The 5,495-nt window shown below is 65.1% G+C and carries 8 protein-coding genes and 1 pseudogene; 7 read left to right on the plus strand and 2 right to left on the minus strand.

Annotated elements, in window-relative coordinates; all coding sequences use genetic code 11:
* The 4 genes from VK533_RS06885 to leuB all read left to right on the plus strand — a co-directional run.
* A partial coding sequence (locus VK533_RS06885; RefSeq protein ID WP_324376127.1) for a hypothetical protein occupies positions 1-644 on the plus strand: 644 nt, incomplete at its 5' end.
* 1 nt (position 645) lies between these two features.
* Positions 646-879: a hypothetical protein gene (locus VK533_RS06890; protein WP_324376128.1), complete on the plus strand. Its 234-nt coding sequence runs from the start codon at positions 646-648 to the stop codon at positions 877-879.
* Between the two features lie 4 nt (positions 880-883).
* A complete protein-coding gene (locus VK533_RS06895) occupies positions 884-1,039 on the plus strand; it encodes a hypothetical protein (protein ID WP_324376129.1) in 156 nt (51 codons plus the stop codon).
* Between the two features lie 59 nt (positions 1,040-1,098).
* Positions 1,099-2,142, plus strand: a complete 1,044-nt coding sequence (gene leuB, locus VK533_RS06900; protein ID WP_324376130.1) for a 3-isopropylmalate dehydrogenase — start codon at positions 1,099-1,101, stop codon at positions 2,140-2,142.
* A 106-nt stretch (positions 2,143-2,248) separates the two neighbouring features.
* Here the strand turns inward: leuB and VK533_RS06905 are convergent, their stop codons facing one another.
* Positions 2,249-2,797: a glutathione peroxidase gene (locus VK533_RS06905; protein ID WP_324376131.1), complete on the minus strand. Its 549-nt coding sequence runs from the start codon at positions 2,795-2,797 to the stop codon at positions 2,249-2,251.
* A gap of 74 nt (positions 2,798-2,871) precedes the next feature.
* Between VK533_RS06905 and VK533_RS06910 the strand changes: the two genes are divergently transcribed.
* From VK533_RS06910 to VK533_RS06920, 3 genes are read left to right on the plus strand one after another with little or no spacing between them, the layout of a single operon-like run.
* Positions 2,872-4,077, plus strand: coding sequence for a trans-sulfuration enzyme family protein (locus VK533_RS06910; protein ID WP_324376132.1), 1,206 nt, complete (start codon positions 2,872-2,874; stop codon positions 4,075-4,077).
* Positions 4,078-4,088: 11 nt separating this feature from the next.
* Positions 4,089-4,487: a Co2+/Mg2+ efflux protein ApaG gene (gene apaG, locus VK533_RS06915; RefSeq protein ID WP_324376134.1), complete on the plus strand. Its 399-nt coding sequence runs from the start codon at positions 4,089-4,091 to the stop codon at positions 4,485-4,487.
* The gene (locus VK533_RS06920) at positions 4,484-5,269 is read left to right on the plus strand and encodes a LysR family transcriptional regulator (protein WP_324376133.1); all 786 of its coding nucleotides are present in this window, start codon (positions 4,484-4,486) and stop codon (positions 5,267-5,269) included. Before apaG ends, VK533_RS06920 begins: the two co-directional genes overlap by 4 nt.
* A gap of 3 nt (positions 5,270-5,272) precedes the next feature.
* Here the strand turns inward: VK533_RS06920 and VK533_RS06925 are convergent.
* A pseudogene (locus VK533_RS06925) lies at positions 5,273-5,495 on the minus strand (hypothetical protein); the annotation flags it as partial.

Genomic DNA, 5,495 nt, shown 5'->3' on the forward strand with positions numbered 1-5,495 from the left:
CGTTTGCGCTGGTAATGGTTTTGCTATTGGCTGGCTGCGACGTGTGGGTCGGGCCGAAATTCTACACGCAGGGCGAAGCAACCAATCCGTTCCGGCCCGGCACGTACCTGATCACAGGAGGGGACAAGCCGCAGGTCGTCCGGTGGGACGGGCATGCTCTCTTTGAAAACGGTCATCGGCTCCCCAAGAAAGAACAACCGGGCAGCGATATGATAACCGTGCCGTTTCAGACGGCCGGACGCCAAATTTTCATTCTGCAAAGTGCGTCAGATGATGGCGCCCTGTATGGCTTCATTGAAAAATGGGGTGATCACTATATCCTGGACCTTCCTCGCTGCCATCACACGTTGGTGATTGCGCGGGAGGCCGGAGCGAAGATTCATAGCAAGATCTTCGAACCCGCAGAGCCTATGGACGATGTGTTCCCGCCCGAGTCAGCGCCCCAGAAGCACCGCAAGTCAGGAAAACGGCGAAAGCCTCAGCCTCCCGCCGAACCTGTCGAAGCCGAAGATCATGGCGATTGCGAATTCCTCGATCGCGCCAGTTTTGAGAAGGCGGCGCGGCGTTATATTAGAGAGCGCCAACTGATAGGAATGACGATAGATCGTATTCCCGATCAGGCGAAAGCGGAGCGGCGGCACTGACATGGCCAAGAAGTATCGTGTGATCCACCAGCGCAAGAACATGATCGACGCGGTCTTTTCCGGGCGCGGCTATCGCGACTGGTATGTCGCGCAGGCGAGCTTCCTGTTCGGTTGGCGCACGCTCAAGATCTGCCCGACGCCGGAAGAAGCCGAGCAGGCGTGCAGCGATCATGCGGGCGGCACCCTGTTGCCCGGCGGCGCGAGGATCGTATCCGAGTTCGTCAGGCCGGATTAGGCCTGTGGTCAGCGCCACCCTCGCGATCAGCGACTTCATGCTGATGCTGCTGACATCGGCATTCTGGGTGGGTGGCGGCGTTCTCTGCATCGGCCTGCTGGGCCTCGGCGCGATCGGCGGGCTGGCGATGGCGGCGCGCCATTGGTGGCGGATGCGCTAGTCCTGCCGTCGCGCGCCGGTTAAGAGCCCGTCCGAATCTGACGACGGGGAATTTCGACTATGCTGATCGCGCTGCTGCCCGGGGACGGGATTGGCCCGGAGGTGATCGCCGAGGCGCGCCGCGTGCTCGAAGCGGTATGCGGTACTGCGCTGACGTTCGAGGAAGCGCCGGTCGGCGGCATTGCCTATAAGAGCGAGGGCCATCCGCTGCCCGAACGCACGCTCGATCTCGCGCGGCGCGCGGACGCGATCCTGTTCGGTGCGGTCGGCGATCCGTCGTGCGACAGCCTCGAACGGCGGCTGCGGCCCGAGCAGGCGATCCTCGGCCTGCGCAAGGAATTGAGCCTGTTCGCCAATCTGCGCCCGGCCAAGCTCTATCCCGAGTTGGCCGATGCCTCCGCTCTGCGGCCCGAAATCGCGCGCAAGATCGATCTCGTCATCATCCGCGAACTGAACGGCGACGTCTATTTCGGCGAGAAGGGCATGCGCACCACCCCTGCCGGACGGCGCGAGGGCTATGATATCATGTCCTATGACGAGGATCAGGTCGCGCGGATCGCGCATGTCGGCTTCCTGACGGCGCGCGCGCGCGGCCGCCGGCTGTGTTCGATCGACAAGGCCAATGTGCTCGAAACCTCGCAATTGTGGCGCGACGTCGTGATCGAGGTTTCTGCGGACTATCCCGACGTGACGCTCAGCCACATGCTGGTCGACAATGCGGCGATGCAATTGGTGCGCGATCCGGGCCAGTTCGACGTGATCGTGACCGGCAACCTGTTTGGCGACATCTTGTCCGATCAGGCGAGCATGTGCGCGGGATCGATCGGCATGCTGCCGTCCGCCTCACTCGATGCCAACCAGAAGGGCCTGTACGAGCCGATCCATGGCTCCGCCCCCGACATCGCCGGCCAGGGCAAGGCCAATCCGCTCGCGACGATCCTGTCGGCGGCGATGATGCTGCGTTATTCGCTTGGCAAGGTCGCCGAGGCCGACCGGATCGAGGCTGCGGTGGCGAAGGCCTTGGCTGGCGGTGCACGGACCGCTGATCTTGGCGGCACGACCACGACCGCCGCGATGGGCGGCGCGGTGCTAGCGGCACTGTAAACCCAAACCGTTCGGGCTGAGCTTGTCGAAGCCCCGTCCTGCTTCCTGAGGTCGGTTCAGAAGAAGAACAGTCCTTCGACAAGCTCAGGACGAACGGATTTTTGCCTTACTCGCTCGCGAACAGTTCGCGTTCGATCGCGCTGACGATCGCGTCGTCCTCCGGCGCGGCGTCGGGTGCGAAGCGGGCGACGACATCGCCGTCGCGGCCGATCAGGAATTTCTCGAAATTCCAGAGGATTTCGGGTTCGGGATTGGGCGTCATGCCGTGGCCTTGCAGCCGGGCCCGCATCGACTCCGCACCGGGCGCAACCGGGATGGCCGCCGTCAGCTCACGATAGAGCGGATGCTTGTCCGGGCCGACGACCGTGATCTTCGAGAACATCGGGAAAGCGACGCCGAAATTGGTTGTGCAGAAGCTGGCAATCTCTTCGTCGGAACCGGGTTCCTGCCCCGCGAAATCGTTGGCCGGAAAGCCGAGCACGGCGAAGCCCTCATCCTTATATTTCTCGTAGAGCCGCTCCAGCCCCTCATATTGGGGCGTCAGGCCGCATTTTGACGCCACGTTGACGATCAGCAGAACCTGTCCGGCATAGTCGGCCAGACTAGCCTTGCCGCCACTGATGGTTTCGAGCGGAATATCGAGAATGGCGGTCATGCGGCGTCTCCTGGGTAGCCATCGCTGTTTGCGCGACCTTGCACCGTCGTCAACCGGCGGGCAAAGGCGGAGCGATGAAGCGTCGTACCGGTCAGGATCGTTCGATCACGTCGAAATGGCGGCCCGCCACCCAGGCGGTGCGCGGCGGCACCGCGCGTTCCGAATGGGGCGAGACGAGCGAGGCGCTCTTCCTGACGTCGGGCTACAGCTACGACAAGGCCGCCGATGCCGCCGCGCGCTTCGCGGGCGAGCAGAAAGGCATGACCTATTCGCGCCTGCAGAACCCCACGGTCGAGATGCTGGAGAGCCGGATCGCACTGATGGAAGGCGCGGAAGCGTGCCGCGCGATGGCGACCGGCATGGCGGCGATGACCGCGGTCATGCTGTGCCAGCTCGAGCAGGGCGATCATGTCGTCGCCGGGCGTGCCGCGTTTGGCTCGTGCCGCTGGCTGACCGATACGTTGCTGCCCCGCTTCGGGATCGCGACGACGATCGTCGACGGGCGCGACACGCAGGCATGGGCTGATGCGATCCGGCCCAACACCAAATTGTTCTTCTTCGAGACACCCGCCAACCCGACGCTCGACATCGTCGATCTGGAGGCGGTGTGCGGGATCGCGCGCAAGGCCGGCGTCACGAGCGTGGTCGACAATGCCTTCGCCACGCCTTTGCTGCAGCGGCCGCTCGATTATGGCGCGGACATAGTCGCTTATTCGGCGACCAAGATGATGGACGGGCAGGGCCGGGTGCTCGCCGGCGCGGTGTGCGGCTCGGAAGAGTTTATCGAGAAGACCCTGCTGTCCTTCACCCGCAATACCGGGCCGACGCTCTCCCCGTTCAATGCGTGGGTGGTGCTGAAGGGACTGGAGACGCTCGATCTGCGGATTCGCCGCCAAAGCGAGAATGCCCAGAAGGTCGCGACCTTCCTCGATGGCCGCGTATCGACGCTCTATCCGGGGCTCGCCAGCCATCCGCAGCACGACCTGGCGATGCGCCAGATGGAGGCGGCGGGCACGATCCTGGCGATTGAGGTCGAGGACGGGCGCGAACAGGCGCACGGCCTGCTCGACGCGCTCCAACTGATCGACATCTCCAACAATATCGGGGATTCGCGCTCGCTGATGACGCATCCCGCCTCGACCACGCATGCCGGCCTGTCGGAAGAGGTCAGGCTGGCGATGGGCGTCGACGAAGGCATGCTGCGGCTGAATATCGGCCTGGAAGACCCGCAGGACGTGATCGAGGATCTCGACCAGGCGCTGCGGGCGGTCGGGTTATGACCACCGCCACCCTGTCCGTGCTGTTTCCGCACAGCGCGCAGACGCGCGACGTGATCGTGCGCGTGGCGGTCAGCTTTCTGCCCGAGCAGTCGGATCCGGCAAGCGGCCGCTGGTTCTGGGCCTATCATATCCGGCTGGAGAATGACGGGCTGTACGACGTCCAGCTGCTCACGCGGCGCTGGATCATCACCGATGGGCGCGGTGCGCGCCATAGCGTCGAAGGCGAGGGCGTCGTTGGCGAACAGCCGGTGATCGCGCCCGGTCTATCCTATGATTATGTCTCGGGCTGCCCGCTCGACACGCCGACCGGCACGATGGAGGGCAGCTATCAGATGATCGGCGCCGACGGCGAGATCTTCGACGCGCGCATCCCGCGCTTTCCCCTGCTGGGACCGGAGTATACGCCATGAAGCGGACGCACCTGCCGCTCAACGGCCTGCGCGTGCTCGACGCGGCGGCGCGCTATCTGTCGTTCACCCGCGCGGCGGACGAGCTGGCGGTGACGCCGGCGGCGGTCGGCCAGCAGATACGGACGCTGGAGGACGTGCTCGGCGTCGTCCTGTTCCGGCGCACCGCCAAGGGGCTGGAACTGACACCCGAGGGCGCGGCCGGCCTCGACGCGCTGCGGCGCGGCTTCCTTGAGTTCGAGGAAGCGGTGCGCGCGATGCAGTCGCAGCAGAGCTCCAAGCGGCTGACGATCGCAGCACCACGCGATTTCACCGCCAAATGGCTGGCGGCGCGGCTGGCCGATTATGGCAGGACCGACGCCGAACTCGGCTTCGCGATGGTATCGTCGGACGACAGCCTCGATTTCACGCAAGCCAATCTCGATGTGGCGATCTGCCTCGCCGACGACAAAGGCGAGCATGAGGGCGTCCAGATCGGCGGCAGCGACTATGTGACGGTCGGCCTGGCCGACGGCGCTGACCGCCCGATCGGCTGGCCCGGCTGCCCGCAGCAGGATGGCGAGGCGGCGATCACCGTCGCCGACGCCGGCCTGGCGATCGACGCGGCAGCAGCGGGGCTTGGCCGCGCGACCGTGCCGGCCTTGCTGGCCGAGGCCGATATCGCCGCCGGACGCGTCACGGACTATGGCCGCAAGGACGGCGCCAAGGGCTATTGGCTGATCGCGCCGATTCCGCAGTGGCGGCAGAAGAAGGTCAAGGCGCTGGTCGCCGCGCTGACCGAATAAGCATCATTTCCCGAGGCCGTTGACCGCGCTCGCGATCAGCGTGGCGAAGCGCGCGACATCGACCGCCGCAGCCGGATCGTTCCAGCCGCCGTTGATCGCATACCAGCCGTCCTTGCCCTGCAGCAGGAATGCCATCGCGATCACGCCCGGTTCCGATCCGCCCTTGTAGCCGAGATAGGACCATTGGGCGTTGTCGGGGCTGCGGCCGATGCCGGGGTTGATCGCG

Source organism: Sphingomonas sp., assembly GCF_035317925.1.
Taxonomy (GTDB): domain Bacteria; phylum Pseudomonadota; class Alphaproteobacteria; order Sphingomonadales; family Sphingomonadaceae; genus Sphingomonas_I.

Excerpts from the sequence above, each read along its gene's own strand:
- VK533_RS06910 (WP_324376132.1), top strand. The coding sequence starts at position 2,872 with ATGAAGCGTCGTACCGGTCAGGATCGTTCGATCACGTCGAAATGGCGG.
- VK533_RS06890 (WP_324376128.1), top strand. The coding sequence starts at position 646 with ATGGCCAAGAAGTATCGTGTGATCCACCAGCGCAAGAACATGATCGAC.
- VK533_RS06920 (WP_324376133.1), top strand. The coding sequence starts at position 4,484 with ATGAAGCGGACGCACCTGCCGCTCAACGGCCTGCGCGTGCTCGACGCG.
- leuB (WP_324376130.1), top strand. The coding sequence starts at position 1,099 with ATGCTGATCGCGCTGCTGCCCGGGGACGGGATTGGCCCGGAGGTGATC.
- VK533_RS06905 (WP_324376131.1), bottom strand. The coding sequence starts at position 2,797 with ATGACCGCCATTCTCGATATTCCGCTCGAAACCATCAGTGGCGGCAAG.